This window comes from Pigmentiphaga kullae (assembly GCF_004216695.1).
GTDB lineage: Bacteria > Pseudomonadota > Gammaproteobacteria > Burkholderiales > Burkholderiaceae_B > Pigmentiphaga > Pigmentiphaga kullae.
Map to the genome: position 1 here is coordinate 135,601 of NZ_SGXC01000002.1, position 18,097 is coordinate 153,697.

At 67.6% G+C, this 18,097-nt stretch carries 19 protein-coding genes; 15 read left to right on the top strand and 4 right to left on the bottom strand.

Annotated elements, in window-relative coordinates:
- Window positions 1–83: 83 nt before the first annotated feature.
- The 4 genes from EV675_RS14865 to EV675_RS14880 form a co-directional block, all read right to left on the bottom strand.
- The gene (locus tag EV675_RS14865) at window positions 84–407 is read right to left on the bottom strand and encodes a 4Fe-4S dicluster domain-containing protein (RefSeq protein WP_130358139.1); all 324 of its coding nucleotides are present in this window, start codon (window positions 405–407) and stop codon (window positions 84–86) included.
- Window positions 404–2,044: an FAD-dependent oxidoreductase gene (locus EV675_RS14870; RefSeq protein ID WP_130358140.1), complete on the bottom strand. Its 1,641-nt coding sequence runs from the start codon at window positions 2,042–2,044 to the stop codon at window positions 404–406. Before EV675_RS14870 ends, EV675_RS14865 begins: the two co-directional genes overlap by 4 nt.
- A 174-nt stretch (window positions 2,045–2,218) precedes the next feature.
- Complete coding sequence (locus EV675_RS14875) at window positions 2,219–2,938, bottom strand: SAM-dependent methyltransferase (RefSeq protein ID WP_130358141.1); 720 nt, start codon at window positions 2,936–2,938, stop codon at window positions 2,219–2,221.
- A complete protein-coding gene (locus EV675_RS14880) occupies window positions 2,935–3,552 on the bottom strand; it encodes a Maf family nucleotide pyrophosphatase (RefSeq protein ID WP_130358142.1) in 618 nt (205 codons plus the stop codon). Before EV675_RS14880 ends, EV675_RS14875 begins: the two co-directional genes overlap by 4 nt.
- Window positions 3,553–3,733: 181 nt before the next feature.
- On the opposite strand from EV675_RS14880, the gene EV675_RS14885 reads away from it, so the two are divergent.
- From EV675_RS14885 to lepB, 15 genes are all read left to right on the top strand, one after another.
- Window positions 3,734–4,306, top strand: coding sequence for a YceD family protein (locus tag EV675_RS14885; RefSeq protein WP_242621457.1), 573 nt, complete (start codon window positions 3,734–3,736; stop codon window positions 4,304–4,306).
- A gap of 246 nt (window positions 4,307–4,552) precedes the next feature.
- Window positions 4,553–4,735, top strand: a complete 183-nt coding sequence (rpmF, locus tag EV675_RS14890; RefSeq protein ID WP_087840528.1) for a 50S ribosomal protein L32 — start codon at window positions 4,553–4,555, stop codon at window positions 4,733–4,735.
- Between the two features lie 229 nt (window positions 4,736–4,964).
- Window positions 4,965–6,041, top strand: a complete 1,077-nt coding sequence (gene plsX, locus EV675_RS14895) for a phosphate acyltransferase PlsX (RefSeq protein WP_130360107.1) — start codon at window positions 4,965–4,967, stop codon at window positions 6,039–6,041.
- Complete coding sequence (locus EV675_RS14900; protein ID WP_130358143.1) at window positions 6,038–7,054, top strand: beta-ketoacyl-ACP synthase III; 1,017 nt, start codon at window positions 6,038–6,040, stop codon at window positions 7,052–7,054. The genes plsX and EV675_RS14900 overlap by 4 nt, the downstream gene beginning before the upstream one ends.
- Before the next feature lie 36 nt (window positions 7,055–7,090).
- Window positions 7,091–8,035: an ACP S-malonyltransferase gene (fabD, locus tag EV675_RS14905; protein WP_130358144.1), complete on the top strand. Its 945-nt coding sequence runs from the start codon at window positions 7,091–7,093 to the stop codon at window positions 8,033–8,035.
- 166 nt (window positions 8,036–8,201) lie between these two features.
- Window positions 8,202–8,945 (top strand): 3-oxoacyl-ACP reductase FabG, encoded by a 744-nt coding sequence (gene fabG / locus EV675_RS14910; protein ID WP_130358145.1) that lies wholly within the window; start codon window positions 8,202–8,204, stop codon window positions 8,943–8,945.
- 105 nt (window positions 8,946–9,050) lie between these two features.
- Complete coding sequence (acpP, locus tag EV675_RS14915) at window positions 9,051–9,290, top strand: acyl carrier protein (protein WP_087779058.1); 240 nt, start codon at window positions 9,051–9,053, stop codon at window positions 9,288–9,290.
- A gap of 144 nt (window positions 9,291–9,434) precedes the next feature.
- Window positions 9,435–10,664: a beta-ketoacyl-ACP synthase II gene (gene fabF, locus EV675_RS14920; protein WP_130358146.1), complete on the top strand. Its 1,230-nt coding sequence runs from the start codon at window positions 9,435–9,437 to the stop codon at window positions 10,662–10,664.
- Between the two features lie 38 nt (window positions 10,665–10,702).
- A complete protein-coding gene (locus EV675_RS14925) occupies window positions 10,703–11,203 on the top strand; it encodes a hypothetical protein (protein ID WP_130358147.1) in 501 nt (166 codons plus the stop codon).
- Window positions 11,200–11,802 carry an RNA polymerase sigma factor RpoE gene (gene rpoE, locus EV675_RS14930; RefSeq protein WP_087840542.1) on the top strand — a complete coding sequence of 201 codons (603 nt, stop codon included), beginning with the start codon at window positions 11,200–11,202 and terminating at the stop codon, window positions 11,800–11,802. Before EV675_RS14925 ends, rpoE begins: the two co-directional genes overlap by 4 nt.
- Before the next feature lie 85 nt (window positions 11,803–11,887).
- Window positions 11,888–12,529 (top strand): sigma-E factor negative regulatory protein, encoded by a 642-nt coding sequence (locus EV675_RS14935; RefSeq protein ID WP_242621458.1) that lies wholly within the window; start codon window positions 11,888–11,890, stop codon window positions 12,527–12,529.
- A gap of 11 nt (window positions 12,530–12,540) precedes the next feature.
- Window positions 12,541–13,560: a MucB/RseB C-terminal domain-containing protein gene (locus EV675_RS14940; RefSeq protein ID WP_242621459.1), complete on the top strand. Its 1,020-nt coding sequence runs from the start codon at window positions 12,541–12,543 to the stop codon at window positions 13,558–13,560.
- A gap of 79 nt (window positions 13,561–13,639) precedes the next feature.
- Window positions 13,640–15,100: a DegQ family serine endoprotease gene (locus tag EV675_RS14945; protein ID WP_130360111.1), complete on the top strand. Its 1,461-nt coding sequence runs from the start codon at window positions 13,640–13,642 to the stop codon at window positions 15,098–15,100.
- Window positions 15,101–15,325: 225 nt separating this feature from the next.
- On the top strand, window positions 15,326–17,119 hold the full coding sequence (lepA, locus tag EV675_RS14950) for a translation elongation factor 4 (RefSeq protein WP_130358149.1): 1,794 nt from the start codon (window positions 15,326–15,328) through the stop codon (window positions 17,117–17,119).
- Between the two features lie 37 nt (window positions 17,120–17,156).
- Complete coding sequence (gene lepB / locus EV675_RS14955; protein ID WP_130358150.1) at window positions 17,157–18,059, top strand: signal peptidase I; 903 nt, start codon at window positions 17,157–17,159, stop codon at window positions 18,057–18,059.
- Window positions 18,060–18,097: the final 38 nt, after the last annotated feature.

Here is an 18,097-nt window from a genome sequence, read left to right on the forward strand (position 1 = left end):
GGCCCCCTTGGGGGGCTGCCGCGTAGCGGCTGGGGGCTCACCATGCCGGGCGCGCGTAAGCGCGTAGGGGGGGGGGCTATTCTTCAATGAGCGCGCATCAGCAGTTCGAAGCTGCTGTCATGCCGCGCCGTCGCGGTGCGCCCGGCTCCCCAGCCGATCGCGGCGCGGTAGCTGCCCATCAGGGGCCGCGCCGCGGCTTCCTCGACCGCCTGCGCGGAGTCCGCCGACGGCGCCACGTACAGGGCGTCCACCGGGCAGTACAGCTCGCACATGAAGCAGGTCTGGCAATCGGACTGGCGGGCGATGCGCGGCGGGCCGCCGGCAACGAGGTCGAAGACGTTGGTGGGGCAGGCGTGCACGCAGATGTTGCAGGCGGTGCAGCGCTCGGCGCTGACGATCTCGATCATGCCGCCACCTTGCCCGCGTAGGCGCCCGGGGTCGCGGGCGTCGAGACGGCCTGCGTGCGCACCCAGACCTCGTCCAGTCCGCCGCTGACCAGCCGATGGTGCTGGGAGGGGTCGACGGCCGCGTGTTCGGCGCGCCGGTGCATGCCGCGCGTTTCGGTGCGTCGCAGGGCGCTGCGATACATCCAGCGCGAGGTTGCCAGCATGGCCGCCGCTTCGCGGGCGCGCACCCACTGCGCGCCCGCGCCCGCGGGGCGTCCGTGGCGCACGCGGACCCACAGCGCATCCAGCCGTCGCAGCGAGTCCTCCAGCAGCGGTCCGCTGCGCGTCCAGTTGCGTTCGGTGGGAAACACCTCGGCCTGCACCGCGCGGATGACCGTGTCCGCGTCCCAGGGGGCGGACGGATTGCCGCCCAGCCCGGCGACGCCGGCGCGATGGACGTTGCGATGGCCGAAGGCGCGCGCCTCGCGGGCGAAGCGGGCGGCGCCGGCGCCGGCCCAGAAGCCCGAGGACATGGCCCACGCGGCGTTGTGGCTGCCGCCGCCGGTGAAGGCACCGCAGATCAGTTCGCGCGTGGCGGCGTCGCCCGCGGCATACAGCCCGGCCACCGTCGTGGCGCAGTCGTCGCCGACCACGTGCAGGCCGCCGGTGCCGCGCACCGTGCCCTCCAGGCGCAGCGTGACGGGGAAGTGCTGGGTGAAGGGATCGATACCCTGCCGGTCGAAGGGGACGAAGAAGTTGGGCTGCGCGGTGCGCATCCAGGCCCGGATGGACGCGTCGGCGCGGTCCAGGCAGGCGTAGACGGGCTGGGTCGCCAGGGTCCTGGCGATGACGCCGCGTCCGCGCGACGAACCCGCCCCTTCGATGCGTTGCCCGTCGCGGTCGTAGAACGTCGCCCAGTTGTAGAACAGGGACTTGGTGACCGACGCGAAGGCGGGCCCGAGACCGTAGGCGTTGGAGAATTCCATGCCCGACAGTTCCGCGCCGGCCTCGGCCCCGAGCAGGTAGCCGTCGCCGGTCAGGACGTTGCAGCCCAGCGCACGGCTAAGGAAGGCGCAGCCGCCCGTGGCCAGCACCACCGCGCCCGCGCGGGCCACCCACGTCGCGCCCGTCTGGCGGTTGATGCCGAAGGCGCCGCAGACCGTGCCATGTTCATCCACCAGCAGTTCCAGCACCGGACTATGGTCGAGGATGCGCGCGCCCGCCTGCTTGGCCGCCTTGCGCATCAGGCGCATGTAGTCCGGACCCTGCAGCGAGGTCCGGTGCAACTGGCCGTGTTCGTCCAGGGGGAAGGGATAGCCCCATTCCGTCAGGGTCTCGATGTTGTTCCAGGTCTGCTCGAGCACGCGGTCCATCCAGGCGTGCTCGGCCAGGAAGCCGCCCATCTCCAGGCGGCTGGCCTTGGCCTTTTCGCGTGCGGCGGCATCGCGCGGGACGTGCCAGACTCCGGTGCCGGACGGTGCGGTGGCGCCGGATGTGCCGCAGTATCCCTTGTCCGCGAGCAGCACGCGCGCGCCGCGCGCGGCCGCGCCCACGGCGGCCCACGTGCCGGCCGGACCGCCTCCTATGATCAGCACATCGGCATCGTGCCGGACCGAGGCTTCGGTGCCGGACAGGGGGTGCAAATCGCGTACCGCCATATTCGTCTCTCCTGGAACCGGCCATGGGCCGGAGTGCGGGGGACCGCAGCGGGGAGAGGAACGCCTTCGCCCGCATGCCGGTCATGCATGTCCAGGGATGCTAGAGACGGAAGGCTGGCCGCCCAACGATTTGTTTCGCGCTTGGTTATCCGTTTATCGCATGTGTTGCCGGCGCTAAGCCTTGGCCAGGAACAGGAACAGCGTGGGCTGCTTGTCCAGGTCGGGCGGTGGCTGGCGCTTCCAGTCCGCGACGCTGTGCGTGCGCACCCATTCGCGCTCGGTCGTCAGGGCGCGGGCCACGCACAGCAGGGTCGCCGGCCGCAGCGTGGCCAGCATCGTCGCGAACATGGCGCCGTTGCGGTAGGGCGTCTCGATCAGGATCTGGGTCTGGTTGTGCCGGGCCGAGGCCTGCTCCCATTCCCGCAGTTGACGCGCGCGCTCGCCTGCGTCCACCGGGGCGTAGCCGTGGAAGGCGAAACGCTGGCCGTCGAGGCCGCTGGCCATGAGGCCGAGCAGGATGGAAGAGGGGCCCACCCAGGGCTGCACGCGTATGCCCATGGCGTGCGCGGCACGGGCCACGCGCGCACCGGGATCGGCCACCGCCGGGCAGCCGGCCTCGGAAACCAGGCCGATCTCGCCGCCCGCCGCGATGGGCTTGAGCCAGGCCGCGATGTCGCGGTCGTCGGTGCGGGCATCCAGGGTGTGGATGGTGATCTCCTGGATCGGCCTCACGGTGCCGATGGCCTTCAGGAAGGCGCGCGCGGTCTTGGCGTTCTCGGCGATGTAGGTGTCCAGCCGGCCGGCCAGGGCGCGGGCCTCGGCGGGCAGCCAGCGCTCGGGCGGGGCGTCGCCGAGCGAGACGGGAACCAGATGCAGGATGCCGGAGGGTTTCATGCGCGGGGCTCCTCGAGCGCGTCCAGCGGGTCCATCCCGAAGCCGGCCAGCAGCCGGGTCAGGGCGATCAGCGGCAGGCCGATCAGGGCGGTGGGGTCGTCGCTTTCTATCCGCTCCATCAGCGCGATGCCCAGGGCCTCGGCCTTGGCGCTGCCGGCCGTGTCGTAGGGGCGCTCGGCGTGCAGGTAGGCGCGCAGCGCCCGGTCGGACAATTCGCGCAGCATGCAGCGCGTGGTCACGACGGCGCTGGCGGGGCGGTGGCCGTCATCCACGGCCACCGCCGTGTGGAAGGCGACCGTGCGGCCGCGCATGGCCCGCAATTGCGCGAGCGCCTGCTGGAAGCCGCCGGGCTTGCCGATGGGAGCGCCGTCCACCGTCGCGACCTGGTCCGAGCCGATCACCAGCGCGCCGGGATGGGCCTGGCTCACGGCGCGGGCCTTGGCCAGGGCCAGGCGCAGCGCGAGGTCCCGGGGAGCTTCGCCCGGGGCCGGTGTCTCGTCCACGCCGGGCGCGGCCACGGAAAAGGGAAGCCGCAGGCGTTCGAGCAATTCGCGGCGGTAGGGGGAGGTCGAGGCGAGGATCAGGGACCGCGCCGTGGTTTCAGGGCTGGGCATGGTGGGATAAGTGTTTGACTTGTTTGACTCTTTTCGGGTTTTCACGCTATTATCCAACGTTTTCCCGAGCTTCTTTTCCTTTCCGGGTATGTCTGCACGGACTGCATGGGCGGGACTGCATGGACGTTTCGGAAAGCAGGCAAAAGAAAGCACGGTGGAAAAACATGCAAGGCGGCAGGTCGTGAAAGACTCCAGCGAATCCGGCGCGGTGCGCCACATCGATGCGTTCGAGTTCGTCCGGCTCGGACGGTCGCTCGAAGGCAGCGCGCCGCTCGCGCGTTTCGTTCGCTTGCTGGACGGCTTGCCCGAGCAGGATCCTTCGGCGGTGGTGCGCTGGTCGGCCCAGGCCGATCGCGGTCCGTTGGGTGAACCCCTGATCCGGCTCGCGGTCGAAACGGTCCTGACCGTGCAGTGCCAGCGTTGCCTGGGGCCGCTGGCGATGCCCATCGAATCCGAGGTCGCGTTGCAGCTGGTCGAAACCGAGGCCGAGCTCGACGATCCGGATACGTTCGACGAGTCCGACCTGGAAGAGCTCGATGCGGGGCAGGATTTCGAGAAAGTGCTGGGGTCGCGCCGATTCGATCTGTTCGAACAGGTCGAGGACGAACTGATCCTGAGCGTGCCGTACGTGCCCCGGCACGATGTCTGTCCCGATGGCGGGGACGGGCCCTCGGGCGATGCGCCCGAGAAAAAGCCGTCGCCGTTCGCGGTGCTGGCCGGGCTGAAGGGCTCGGCGGGCGATGTCGGCAAATAAGCGACATATTTTGTGTATAGTCGCAGCGGGCCGGGCAAAGGGGTATTTGATTCCCCGGTTTGGCGCGATGCGGACGAGTAAGCGATCGTTGCAAGCGTTTTCGTAGTAGTTTGGGTTTTTGGACGGCGTTTCGGGCAAGCCTGCGCAGACCGCCGTCATCATTCGAGAAAGCAGGTTTTAGAACTCGCGGCGGTCACGCGTAGGCATCTGGCTTACAATGCGCGCCGTTCCTAGGAGTCCAGTCACATGGCCGTTCAGCAAAACAAAAAGTCGCCCTCCAAGCGTGGCATGCACCGTGCCCACGATTTCCTGACCAATCCCCCGGTCGCCGTCGAGCCGACCACGGGCGAGACGCACCTGCGTCACCACATCAGCCCCAACGGCATCTACCGCGGTCGCAAAGTCCTCAAGACCAAGAACGACGAGTGATACCGAACGGCCCCGGGCAGTCCCTTGCACTGGGGTCGTTTACTCAGGGGTGGAATGCGGACGCCGCGAGGCCTGAAGGTCGGCGCTCCTCCCCTGGGCACTTGCGGAATGGTTTTTCCGGTCTTGTCTGTCCCGCCGAACCAGGTTTGCCGATGACCGATACAGCTTGCGTCTGTAGAAGGCCTGGCAGCCGTCGCGCGCGCGGACAGGCGTTTCTGCGTCCATGGCTATGATCCGTATCGCGATCGATTGCATGGGAGGCGATTTCGGCCTGCCCGTGACGATTCCTGCTGCCCTGGCGTTCTCCGACCGCCACCCGGGCGCCGAGCTCCTGCTCGTCGGCCTGGCCGACCAGATCGAAGCCCGCCTGGCACAGGCCAAGGCCTCTCCCGCCCAGCGGGAGCGGCTGCGCATCGTGCCCGCGACCGAAGTCGTCACCATGGACGACAAGGTCGAGGTCGCGCTGCGCCGCAAGAAAGATTCCTCCATGCGCATTGCCGCCGAACTCGTGCGCGACGGCCAGGCCGACGCCTGCGTCTCGGCGGGCAATACCGGCGCATGGATGGCCATCTCCCGCTACGTGCTCAAGACGCTGGACGGCATCGACCGTCCCGCCATCGCCAAGGCCATTCCCAACCAGTCGGGCGGCATGACCGTCATCCTGGACCTGGGCGCCAATGTCGATTGCACGGCCGAGCACCTGCTGCAGTTCGCCATCATGGGTTCGGCGCTGGTGTCCAGCGTCGGCCACCGCGAGCGGCCCTCCGTGGGCCTGCTCAATATCGGCGAGGAAGCGATCAAGGGCAACGACGTGGTCAAGCAGGCCGCCGAATTGCTGCGCCGCAGCGCATTGAACTTCCACGGCAACGTCGAGGGCAACGACATTTTCAAGGGCACCGTGGACGTCGTCGTCTGCGATGGCTTTGTTGGTAACATCGTCCTCAAGTCTTCCGAGGGCCTGGCCAAGATGCTGGGCGTCTTCATCAAGGAAGAATTCAAGAGAAACCTGTTCACGCTGTTGATGGGCGCCATCGCCACGCCGGTGCTGAACCGCTTCCGCCAGCGCGTGGACCCGCGCCGCTACAACGGAGCGGCGCTGCTGGGGTTGCGCGGCGTCGTCATCAAGAGCCATGGTTCCGCCGATACCTACGCGTTCGAATGGGCCTTGCAGGACGCCTACGACGCGGTCGAAAGCGGCTTGCTCGGCCGGACTGCGCAAACCATCGCGCAGATCACGAGCGTGCCGGCCGGCGGGACCGAGCATGAGGCCGGCCTCGAGCCGTCCTCGCACGGAGATATTGCATGAGTGCAACAACGGCGCATCCGTCCAGCAGCCCGGCTCCCGCGGCATGGTCGAGAATCGTCGGTTCGGGCAGTTGCCTGCCCGAGCGCGTGGTCAGCAATGACGAGCTGGCGGCCGAACTGGCCCAGCGCGGCGTCCAGACGTCCGATGCCTGGATCGTCGAGCGCACCGGCATCCGCCAGCGCCACATCGCCGAGCGCGGCGTCACCTCCAGCGACCTCGGCACGGAGGCCGCGCGGCGCGCGCTGCAGGACGCCGGGGTCGACGCGGCGGACCTCGATCTCATCATCGTCGCGACCTCGACGCCCGATTTCGTGTTTCCCAGCACGGCCTGCCTGATCCAGGCCAGGCTCGGCGCCTCGCGCGCCGCGGCCTTCGACGTCCAGGCCGTATGCACGGGCTTCATCTACGCGTTGACCACCGCCGACAGCTTCATGCGCGCCGGCCGGGCCCGCAAGGCCCTGGTCATCGGCACCGAAGTCTTCTCGCGCATTCTCGACTGGAACGACCGGTCGACCTGCGTGCTGTTCGGCGACGGCGCCGGCGCCGTGGTGCTCGAGGCTTCGCCCGAGCCGGGCGTGATGGCCGCCAAGCTGCATGCCGACGGCAGCCAGACCAAGATCCTGTGCGCCGCCGGCAACGTGGCCTATGGCGAGGTGACCGGCGATCCCTTCCTGCGGATGGAGGGGCAGGCGGTCTTCAAGCAGGCCGTCACGGTGCTCGACCGCGTGGCGCAGGAAGTGATGGAGGAAGCGGGCGTGCCGCTGTCCGACCTGGACTGGCTCATCCCCCACCAGGCCAACGTACGCATCATCAACGCCACCGCCAAGCGCCTCGGCATCCCGCTCGAACGCGTGGTGTCCACGGTGGACCTGCATGCCAACACCTCGGCGGCCAGCGTGCCGCTGGCCCTGGACGCCGCCCGCCGCGATGGCCGCGTCAAGCGGGGCGACCTGGTGATGCTGCAGGGCGTGGGCGGCGGATTCACGTGGGGCGCCGTGCTGGCGCGCATGTGAGTCCGGTAGGAAAACAGAACAAGCGGGGCTTTACCCATGACTAAAATCGCATTCGTCTTTCCCGGCCAGGGCTCGCAGTCGGTCGGCATGCTCGACGGCTTCGCGGGCAATGCGTCGGTGGCCGACGTCGTGGCCCGTGCCGGCGCCGCCCTGGGCGAGGACCTGGGCGGCCTGATGGCCAACGGCCCGGCCGAACAACTGAACCTGACCACCTACACCCAGCCGGTCATGCTGACCGCCGGCGTGGCGGCCTATGCCGCCTGGCAGGCGGCGGGCGGACCGGCTCCCGCGGTCGTCGCCGGGCACAGCCTGGGCGAATACGCGGCGCTGGTCGCCGCCGGTTCGCTCACGCTGGAAGATGCCGTGCGGCTGGTCCGCATCCGCGCCGACGCCATGCAGTCCGCGGTCCCCGTGGGGCAGGGGGGCATGGCGGCCATCCTGGGCCTGAGCGACGACCAGGTGCGTGCCGCCTGCGCCGCGGCGGCCCAGGGCGAGGTGGTCGAGCCGGTGAACTTCAATGCCCCGGCGCAGGTGGTGATCGCCGGCAACAAGGCCGCCGTCGAGCGCGCCTGCGAAGCCGCCAAGCAGGCGGGCGCCAAGCGCGCGCTGCCGCTGCCGGTTTCGGCTCCTTTCCATTCCAGCCTGATGCAGCCGGCCGCCCAGACCCTGGCCAAGGCGCTGGAAGCCATCGACATCCAGTCGCCCCATATCCCCGTGTTGAACAACGTGGACGTGGCCGCGCCGACACAGCCGGCGGCGATCGCCGACGCGCTGGTCCGCCAGGCCTGGCATCCGGTACGATGGGTGGAAACCATACAGCTGATGCAATCCCAGGGGATTACCCATGTCGTCGAGTGCGGGCCGGGCAAGGTGCTGACCGGCCTGGCCAAGCGCATCGCCCCCGGCCTGACGGCCCTGGCGGTGACTGACGAGGCATCGCTTCAAGCCGCCTTGGAGGCTACCGCCTCCAAGGCGGCTTGAAGAGGCCCCCCCTTACGCGCTTCGCGCGCCCCCCAGGGGGCGGCACTGGCGGACCGGCGGAGCCGGATCCGCTGTGCCCTGGCAAAGGCGGGGGAGGGGGCGGTAGCCCGGGTTGGATGGATAGTCCGGGGCGCTGGGGCGCGCCGGGGTGAGATAAGGAAAAATCATGGAATTGCAAGGCAAGGTCGCCCTGGTGACGGGCGCGTCGCGGGGGATAGGCAAGGCGATCGCGGCGGAATTGGCGGCGCGGGGTGCGCTGGTGGTCGGGACCGCCACGACCCAGGCCGGCGCCGACACCATCACCGAGGCGCTGGGCGGGTTTCCCGCCAAGGGGCGTGGCGTGGTGTTGCAGGTGAACGACGCCGCGGCTGTGGACGCCCTGGTGGACGAAATTGGCAAGGTCGACGGCGGCCTGCACATTTTGGTCAACAACGCCGGCATCACCCGGGATACACTCGCGATGCGCATGAAGGACGAGGATTGGTCGGCGGTGATCGATACCAATCTGACGGCGGTGTTCCGCCTGTCTCGCGCCGTCATGAGGGGGATGATGAAGGCCAAATGGGGCCGCATCATCAACGTGACCTCGGTGGTGGGGGCCAGCGGCAACGCCGGCCAGGCGAACTACGCCGCCGCCAAGGCCGGGGTGGCCGGAATGACCCGCGCGCTGGCGCGGGAGCTGGGCAGTCGCAATATCACCGTCAACTGCGTGGCGCCGGGTTTCATCGACACCGACATGACCCGCGCCCTGGGGGACGAGCAGACCGGTGCCCTGCTGGGACAGATCCCGCTGGGCCGCCTGGGCCGTCCCGAGGACATCGCCCACAGCGTCGCCTTCCTGGCGTCGCCGGGGGCCGGATATGTAACCGGCGCCACCTTGCATGTCAACGGTGGCATGTACATGAATTGATTTCCGCGTATTGCAACCGCGATATGCATTCGTCCGGCCGGGCCGCTTTAGACAGGCGAGCTTGGCTATAATTCAGTTAGATATAGACCCTTTTGGAGGATCTCCATGGATAGCATCGAACAGCGCGTCAAGAAGATCGTCGCTGAGCAACTCGGCGTCAACGAAGCCGAGATCAAGAACGAATCTTCTTTTGTCGACGACCTCGGTGCCGATTCGCTCGATATGGTGGAACTCGTCATGGCGCTCGAAGACGAGTTCGAGACCGAGATTCCCGACGAGGAAGCCGAGAAGATCACGACCGTGCAGCAAGCCATCGACTACGTTGGCGCGCACATCAAGAAGTAAATCGTTTTCGTGCGATGACGCAGGCGGCTCATCGGCCGCCTTCGTTTTTTAAGTTCGGCGCGGCCATGCGCGACCTTGCCGGAGTCAACGGCGGGAGGGCAGCTGCCGGATTCGCTTTTTCTCCGCGCACTTGAGGAGTAGTCAGTGAAGCGACGCGTCGTCATCACCGGTCTCGGTATCGTTTCCCCTGTGGGCAATGACATCGCCTCCGCATGGGACAACATCGTCAACGGCCGTTCAGGCATAGACCGCATCACCCGCTTCGATCCCACCGATTTCAACTGCCATATCGCCGGTGAAGTCAAAGGATTCGACGCGAGCCAGTTCGTGCCCGCCAAGGAAGTGCGCCAGATGGATACCTTCATCCATTACGGCATCGCGGCCGGCGTGCAGGCCTTGAAGGACAGCGGGCTTGAAATCACCGATGCCAACGCCGAGCGCGTCGGCGTCATCGTCGGCTCGGGTATCGGCGGCCTGCCCCGCATCGAGGAAACCGAGGCCGATTATCTGCAGCGCGGTGCGCGCCGCATTTCGCCCTATTTCGTCCCGGCGTCGCTGATCAACCTGATCTCGGGCCAGTTGTCGATCCGCTTCGGCATGAAGGGACCCAGCTACGCCGTGGTATCGGCGTGCACCACCGGCCTGCACAGCATCGGTGACGCCGCGCGCCTGATCGAGTACGGCGATGCCGACGTCATGCTGGCCGGCGGCGCCGAGTCCACCGTGTCGCCGCTGGGCATCGGCGGCTTTGCCGCCATGCGTGCCCTGTCCACCCGCAACGACGATCCCAAGACGGCCTCGCGGCCCTGGGACCGCGATCGCGACGGCTTCGTGCTGGGCGAGGGCGCGGGCGTGCTGGTGCTCGAGGAATACGAACACGCCAAGAAGCGCGGCGCGCGCATCTATGGCGAATTCGCCGGCTATGGCATGAGTTCCGACGCCCACCACATCACGGCGCCCGACCGCGAAGGTCCCTGCCGCGGCATGGTCAACGCGCTGCGCAACGGCGGGATCAACAAGGAAGAGGTCCACTACGTCAATGCCCACGGCACCTCGACGCCGCTGGGGGACAAGAACGAGACCGAGGCCCTGAAGCTGGCCTTCGGCGACCATGCCAGGCAGATCGTGGTCAGCTCGACCAAGTCCATGACGGGCCACCTGCTGGGCGCCGCTGGCGGCATCGAAGCCGTGTTCACGACGCTGGCCGTCTACAACCAGATCGCTCCGCCCACCATCAACATCTTCAATCAGGACCCCGAGTGCGATCTCGACTACTGCGCCAACCAGGCGCGGCAGATGAAGATCGACGTCGCGCTGTCGAACTCCTTCGGGTTCGGCGGTACCAACGGCACGATGATCGTGCGCAAGGTCTGATATTGAGCGATATCGGGGCGGCACCCTCCGGCCTGTCCATGCTGGCGCCTCTGCGGCCTTCGCGCCGCGCCGGCCTGCTGGGGCATTGCATCGCCCTGGCAGCGGGATGGGCCGCGGCCGCCGGCACCTGGTTCGCGCTGGCCGGCTCGCCGCTGGCCTGGGCGGCGGCCCCGGCTACCGGCCTGGGCCTGGCGCTGGGCGCCATCGGCTGCCAGCGCCGGGCGCGCCTGCCGTTTCGCGCGCTTGCCGTCGACGCCGGCGGCAACTGGTCGCTGGCCGACCGGCAGGGTTGGCGGCGTTTCCGGCCGCATCGCATCTGGGGCTCTCCCCTGGGCTGGCTGACGCTGCAAGGAGATCTCGCGCCGCCGCCGGGACGGCTCCAGCCGTCCGCGCGGGCGACGCTCACCGTGTGGGCCGACAGCCTGGATGTCGGGCAATGGCGGCAGTTGCGCCTGGCCGTCGCCTGGACCGAGCAGCGGGGCGAAGGCCTGCTGGTCGCGCCCCAGGCTCGTGATCCCCGCCTGGGGACCCCGGCATGACGAGCGAACGCGAGATCGACGCCGAGCTTGTCGCCCGCGTGCAGCGGGGCGACAAGAAGGCGTTCGAGCTGTTGATGCTGAAGTATCAGCGCAAGATCCTGCGCCTGTTGTCGCGTTTCATCCGCGACCCCAGCGAGATCGAAGACGTCGCCCAGGAGGCCTTCATCAAGGCCTATCGCGCGCTTCCGCAGTTTCGCGGAGAAAGCGCCTTCTACACCTGGCTCTACCGTATCGCGATCAATACCGCCAAGAACCATCTGGTGGCTTCGGGCCGGCGTCCCAGCTCGCCGTCCGAATATGAGAACGAGGACGGTGAAACTTTCGACGAAACCGACAACCTAAGCGATATCAACACGCCAGAATCCATGATGGCGACGCGCGAAATTGCCGAAACGGTCAATTTGGCGATCGAGGCTCTTCCCGAAGAGCTGCGAACGGCTATCGTGTTGCGCGAGATTGAAGGAATGAGCTATGAGGACATCGCCCAGTCGATGGGATGTCCCATAGGCACCGTGCGATCCCGGATTTTTCGGGCGCGCGAGGCGATTGCGGCCCGGTTGCGGCCTCTGCTGGATACCCAGGATGACAAGCGTTGGTAGCCAGGGGAGAGCAGGGCGGCATGAATTTTGGGCAAAATGGCAGGTAACCGGGCAATCGGCAGCCCCGGAGGTTATGGAAATGCAGGTGACATCGCATCGGAACGAGTCCGTCGGTTTCGGCCAGGAAGCGGCCGCGTCTGCGCAGGACGAACTGGACGGGTTGAGTCAGGCCCGTGTCGAGGAATGGCTGTCGGCCTACATGGACGGCGAGCTCGCCGACGAGGCCGATGAAGCGGGAGCGGCCGTGTCCGCCTACCTGGCAACGGGTGGGGGCCGCGCCGACTGGGATCTGTACCATCTGGTCGGCGACGTGGTGCGCACGCCGGAACTGGCGCTGCCCGTGTCGTCCGGCTTCCACCAGCGCTTCCTCGAGGCGCTCGAACACGAGGCGCCCATCGTCGCGGCGCCCCGGCGGACGATCTCCCGCCGGTTCATGACGCGCTATGGCTTTCCCGGCCTGGCCGCCGCGGCCGCCGTCGCCTCGGTCACCTGGATCGCCCAGCCCTATTTCGGCGGACAGGGCGCACCGGTCGAGTTTTCCGCCAGCGCCCAGCCGGCCGCCGCGCAGTCCATCGTCCAGGTTGCCGCGCCGTCCGCCCGCCGGGCCGAGCCGGCCGTCGACGTTTCGCTGGGCGAGTACCTCGAGGCCCACCGGCAGATTGCCGGCCGGAGCGCCATCCGGCAGGTGTCGGCCACCTCTTTCGAATCCGCCGCAGGGCAACGTTGAAGGAAGGTCTCGTGTCGGAGGTTAGTCGTTCGGCCGTGGTGTGGTCCACGCGTTCCCTGGCGTTCGCCATGTTGTGCCTGGTGACGATCGCGTCTCAGGCGCAGTCCCCGGCCCCCGCGGCCCCGGCCGATGGCACCGGCTTGTTGCAGCGCATCCAGGCCTCGGCCAGGGAACTCAATTATTCGGGCGTCTTCGCGTATCAGCAGGGCGCTTCGATGCAATCCTCCCGCATCACCCATGTCTACGACGGCAAGAGCGAGCACGAGCGGCTCGAACTGCTCGATGGCCAGCCCCTGGAGTTCCTGCGCAAGGACGACGAGATCCAGTGCCTGCTGCCGCAGAAGCGCGCGATACTGATCGAGACCCGCACCGCCCGCGACCGTTTTCCCGGCCTGATGATAGGCGGCCCGGAGCAACTGGGCGAACACTACGACGTCAGCGTCGAAGCCCAGCCCGAACGCGTGGCCGACCGCGATTGCCAGGTCATCACCCTGCGCCCCCGGGACGGCGACCGCTATGGTTACCGGCTGTGCGCCGACAGCAGTTCCGGGCTGCTGCTGCGGGCCCAGACCCTGTCTCCCGAGGACGACGTGGTCGAGCAGGTTGCCTTCATCGCATTGCAGGTAGGGGCGGACGTCGACCGCAAGCAGCTCAAGCCGCGCTGGAAGACCGAGGGCTGGCGCGTGGTGCGCACGCAGCTCAAGCCGGTCAAGCTGGCCGATCTCGGCTGGAAGGTGGGAGAGCCGATGGGTTTCCACAGGATGATGGAAGTCCAGCGCTCGATGGGCGGCAAGCCCGACGTCAAGCAGGTCATGCTTTCGGATGGCCTGGCGGCGATCTCCGTCTTCATCGAACCCTATAGCGAATCGCATCCCAGGCAGGTCGGACCGGGCGCCCGCGGCGCCATCAACGTGGTCGGGCGCCGCCTGGGCGACCATTGGATCACGGTGCTGGGCGAGGCGCCCCTCGGCACGATCCAGCAGATCGCCGATTCGATAAGCTATACGCCGGTGGCCGCGCGCAAGCCCTGAGCGCCGCCGGTTCGTGCCCTTTTCTCTACCCGGAGCTTACATGTCAGTCTTCCATGGTGCTGCGTGCTATCCGCATCCAATGAAACGGGTGTGCTCGACCCTGGGCACCGCGTTGCTGCTCGCCCTGTTCGCCGCGCTGCTGCTGGTGGCGGCCCAGCCGGCGGCCCAGGCGCAGACCCGCGCCTTGCCCGATTTCACCGATCTGGTGGCCAAGGCCGATCCGGCCGTGGTCAACATCCGCACCACCGCCCGGGCCGTGGCGCGCGGCCCCTATGGCGGCGGGGGTGGCCAGGATCCCTACGAACTCTTCCGCTGGTTCTTCGGACCCGATTTCGTGCCGCCCGGCCGGGGGCCGCGGCAGCCGACCCCGCCTGGCAACAATGACGAGGGCCAGGAAGTGCCGCGCGGCGTGGGATCGGGATTCTTCATCTCGGCCGACGGCTATATCCTGACCAATCACCACGTCGTCAACGGCGCCGACGACATCTACGTCACGCTGACGGACCGGCGCGAGTTCAAGGCCAAGGTCATCGGCTCGGACGAGCGCACCGACGTGGCCCTGATCAAGGTCGAGGCCGCCGGCATGACCCCGCTCAAGCCCGGCGATCCCACCCAGCTGCGCAAGGGCGAGTGGGTGCTGGCCATCGGCTCGCCGTTCGGGCTCGACTCCACCGTCACCGCGGGCATCGTCAGCGCCACGGGCCGGGATACGGGCGACTACCTGCCGTTCATCCAGACCGACGTGGCGGTCAATCCCGGCAATTCCGGCGGTCCGCTGCTGAACATGCGCGGCGAGGTGGTGGGCATCAATTCGCAGATCATCTCCCGCAGCGGCGGTTTCATGGGCATCTCGCTGGCCATCCCCATCGACGAGGCCATGCGCGTTGCCGACCAGCTGCGTTCCAGCGGACGGGTCATCCGCGGCCGCATCGGCGTGCAGATCGGCGAAGTCAGCAAGGAGGTCGCCGATGCCATCGGGCTGGGCCGCACGGCCGGCGCCTCGGTGGGCATGGTCGAGCCGGGCAGCCCCGCCGAGAAGGCCGGGATCGAGCCGGGCGACGTCATCCTGAAGTTCAACGGCAAGACCATCGAACGCTCGTCCGACCTGCCGCGCACGGTGGGCGAGACCAAGCCGGGCACCAAGGCCACGATCCAGGTCTGGCGGCGCGGCGGCACGCGCGACCTGTCCATCACCGTGGGCGAGCTGGAACCCGACAAGGCCGCCGCCGCCCGCCAGGACGAGGGTGGCGGCCAGGCCCAGAAGACCAACGTGCTGGGCCTGGTGGTGTCCGACCTGCCGGCAGCCCGCCGCCGCGAGCTGCGGGTCCGGGGCGGGGTGCAGGTGGACGCCGCCGACGGCCCCGCCGCGCGGGCCGGCATCCGCCAGGGAGACGTCATCCTGGCCCTGGACAATACCGAAATCACCGGCGCGTCGCAGTTCAACGGGCTGGTGGCCAAGATCGACCGGAGCAAGGTCCATGGCGTGCTGGTCCGGCGCGACGACCTGACCCAGTGGGTGCCGATACGGCCCACGCGGTAGTCGGGCAGACATTCGCGCTCGGCGGTAAAATGCCGGGTCGCGACATATCTATCAGGCAGGCCGTGCGGGAACGTCCCGCACGGCTGATACAGGCGGGGCGCGTTGCGCCCCCTTTTTTTGCAAATCCCCAAGGGCACCGCGGACCCGGCTTCGCCGGTCCGTCAGTGCCGCCCCCTTGAGGGGGCGCGCGCAGCGCGTAGGGGGTGGGCTTACTACTTGGACCGCATGCAGCACATTCGCAATTTCTCCATCATTGCCCACATCGACCACGGCAAATCGACGCTTGCCGACCGCATCATCCACCGCTGCGGGGGCTTGTCGGATCGGGAAATGGAGGCCCAGGTACTCGACTCGATGGACATCGAGCGCGAGCGCGGCATCACGATCAAGGCCCAGACCGCCGCGCTGCACTACCAGGCGCGGGACGGCAAGACCTACAACCTGAACCTGATCGACACCCCGGGGCACGTGGACTTCTCGTACGAAGTCAGCCGCTCGCTGTCGGCCTGCGAGGGTGCGCTGCTGGTGGTCGATGCCTCCCAGGGCGTGGAGGCGCAGACCGTCGCGAACTGCTACACGGCCATCGAACTGGGCGTCGAGGTCGTGCCGGTGCTGAACAAGATGGACCTGCCGCAGGCCGATCCGGAGACCGCCAAGCAGGAGATCGAGGAGGTCATCGGGATCCCCGCGGATGACGCCATCCCGGCCAGCGCCAAGACCGGCATGGGGATCGACGACATCCTGGAAGCCGTCATCGCCCGCATCCCGCCGCCCGAGGGCGATGCCGCCCAGCCGCTGCAGGCGCTCATCATCGATTCGTGGTTCGACAACTACGTGGGTGTGGTGATGCTGGTGCGCGTGGTCAACGGCGTGCTCAAGCCCAAGGAAAAGCTGCTGCTGATGGCCACGGGGGCCGCGCACCTGTGCGAACAGGTCGGCGTGTTCACGCCCAAGTCCGAGGCCCGCACGCACCTGTCGGCGGGCGAGGTGGGCTTCGTCATCGCCGGCATCAAGGAACTCAAGCACGCGAAGGTCGGCGACACCATCACCCACGCGTCAAAACCGGCCGCCACGCCCTTGCCGGGGTTCAAGGAAGTCAAGCCGCAGGTGTTCGCCGGCCTGTATCCGGTCGAATCCAGCGAATACGATTCGCTGCGCGACTCGCTGGAAAAGCTCAAGCTCAACGACGCCGCGCTGATGTACGACCCCGAAGTGTCGCAGGCGCTGGGCTTCGGATTCCGCTGCGGCTTCCTGGGGCTGCTGCACATGGAAATCGTGCAGGAGCGGCTCGAGCGCGAGTTCGACATGGACCTCATCACCACCGCGCCGTCGGTGGTCTACGAGGTCGAGCTGCGCGACGGCTCGGTGGTCATGGTCGACAGCCCGTCCAAGATGCCCGAGGTGGGCAAGATCGCCGACGTGCGCGAGCCCATCGTCACGGTCACGCTGTTCATGCCGCAGGAGTACGTGGGGCCGGTCATCACCCTGTGCACGGCCAAGCGCGGCATCCAGATCAACATGGCCTACCACGGCCGCCAGGTCCACCTGACCTACGAGATCCCGCTGGCCGAGATCGTCCTGGACTTCTTCGACAAGCTGAAGTCCGTGTCCCGGGGCTATGCCTCGATGGACTACGAGTTCAAGGAGTACCGCAGCGCCGACGTGGTGCGGGTCGACCTGCTGATCAACGGCGACAAGGTCGACGCGCTGTCGCTCATCGTGCATCGGGCCAATGCCCGAGCCCGCGGACGGGACGTGACCGCCCGCATGCGCGAGCTGATCCCCCGCCAGATGTACGACGTGGCCATCCAGGCCGCGATCGGCGCCGAGGTGATCGCGCGCGAGAACGTCAAGGCCTTGCGCAAGAACGTGCTGGCCAAGTGCTACGGCGGGGACATCTCCCGCAAGAAGAAGCTGCTCGAAAAGCAGAAGGCCGGCAAGAAGCGCATGAAGCAGGTCGGCAGCGTCGAGATTCCGCAAGAGGCTTTCCTGGCCATTCTGCAGGTGGAGGACAAATGAACCGCGGTGTTGTGAACCATATCGAGGGGAAGGGGGCATGAGCCTGAATTTCGCGCTGATCCTGTTCGTGCTGCTGGTCGTGACCGGCATCGTCTGGGCCTTCGACCGCGTGTCCCTGCGCCCGCAGCGTACCGCCCGCATGGCCCGCGCCGCCGCCGAGTTCGACGCCGGGCGCGCCCAGTCGGTGCGCGCCGCCAGCGGCGAGACCGAAGTCGCGCGCCAGCGCCAGGAAGCGGTGGACCGCGCCGGCAAGATGCCTTGGTGGGTGGAGTACTCGGTCAGCTTCTTCCCGGTCATCCTGTTCGTGTTCGTGCTGCGCTCGTTCGTGGTCGAGCCGTTCCGCATCCCGTCGGGTTCGATGATGCCCACGCTGCAGATCGGCGATCTCATCCTGGTCAACAAGTTTTCGTACGGCCTGCGCCTGCCCATCGTGGACAAGAAGGTCGTGCCGCTGGGCGACCCGCAGCGCGGCGACGTCGTCGTCTTCCGCTACCCGGTGGATCCGCAGGTCGACTACATCAAGCGCGTGATCGGCGTGCCCGGCGACGAAGTGGCCTACCTGAACAAGCGGCTGACCATCAATGGCCAGGAAGTACCCATGAAGAAGGCAGGGGAATACTTCGACCCCGACCGAGTGTCCTATGCCGCGCTATATAACGAGAATATAAAAGGCGTAGAGCATCAGATCTTGATAGATGAGCGACGTTCGCCGGAAATCGATCCGTTTGGCGGCTTTCCGAACCGCGATGCCTGCGACTATTCCCGCGAGGGCGTGCGTTGCAAAGTGCCCGCAGGCAATTATTTCGTCATGGGCGATAATCGGGATAACAGCGCGGACAGCCGGTATTGGGGTTTCGTGCCGGATTCGAATATCGTGGGCAAGGCGTTTTTCGTCTGGATGAATTTCGGGGACCTGAAACGGATTGGCCGCTTCCATTGATGTCTTGCGCCATGCGCCGCACCGCATGAACTCGTCGC